The sequence below is a fragment of the Mycolicibacterium pyrenivorans genome, from assembly GCF_025821625.1.
In the GTDB taxonomy this organism is placed as follows: Bacteria; Actinomycetota; Actinomycetes; order Mycobacteriales; family Mycobacteriaceae; genus Mycobacterium; species Mycobacterium pyrenivorans.
The window spans coordinates 1,252-2,354 of the sequence record NZ_JACKSH010000001.1; the positions used below are offsets into that span (position 1 = coordinate 1,252).

General features: G+C 70.2%; 1 protein-coding gene. It reads left to right on the plus strand.

Annotated features, from left to right (window positions below; all coding sequences use genetic code 11):
• Positions 1 to 772 (plus strand): hypothetical protein (locus H7I57_RS00015; protein WP_264021153.1); only part of this gene is annotated, 772 nt, incomplete at its 5' end.
• Between the last annotated feature and the right edge of the window lie 331 nt (positions 773 to 1,103).

The window sequence follows — 1,103 nt, forward strand, 5'->3', positions numbered from 1 at the left end:
GGACACCACCATGGGCCAATACTTCAACCCCGTCATCGTCGACCCCACGGGCCGACCCCTGGCCGCCCTCAACCCCGCCACCTACGGCGCCGGACACAAACTGTCCACCCACACCCGCGCCGACTGCCCCCTCATGACCGCCGTGGAAATACTGCTCACCCTCGACGGCGGTGCCCGCCTGGTCTGGGCCGGCGACTACGAGGACCCCGACGACGACCAGGCTGCGCTGTATTGGCTCGTCGAACCCCAGCATTTCGTGCGGTTCGCCGGCCTCATCGACCCCGACGAGCCGGTCACCCCCAACGCTGAAGCGCCCGCAGCACTGCCGGCCCACCGGTACATCTGCAACGCCGACAAGCGCCAGTACCTCGACAAAGACCACTTCGGAGTCGACGACTACGGATTCCGGCGCTCCCCCCTGCCCTGGCTCACCGCCGAAGGCGGCCTCGCCACACAGAGACGCCACACCACCTGGGCCCGCGACCGCATCTACCTCGCAGCCTCCCCCCTGCCCTGGCTCACCGCCGAAGGCGGCCTCGCCACACAGAGACGCCACACCACCTGGGCCCGCGACCGCATCTACCTCGCAGCCCAGCACCCAGGCCCGGATGGACCGAAGTGCCCGCCCTGCTCTGGGTCTGACCAACCACCAGCCCGCCCGGGTCCGCGCAGCCGCGCGGGACCGGCGGGCCTGTGGTGTCTTCCGGTCCGTGGTCGCCGGCGCACTAGGTGCGACCGGCGGAGGCCCGCCTGCGGCGGGCGTGGTCCGTAGCCCCTCACCTTTAACCGTTCAGCTGGGTCGCCCAGTGTGACCCGCAACCCACACCCGCGCCGAACTCCGCAGGCCGAGTGACCTTTTCGGCCCTATCAAGCTCGCTGCCGCTCGCGGGCCGAAAACCCTGCTCCGCTCGTCGCGGCCTCTTCGAGGTTGCGCGCGCCACCCCGCCGGTCCCCCGCAACCCCAGCGCTAACCGGCGCACCCAACCCGTACACGAACGGAGAACACCATGACCTACCCCCTCGACGACTTCTGGGCCAACGTCGACGCCGCCCTGACCCGCTGCGCAGAGGCCACCACCGTCGAAGACGTCATCACCATCCTC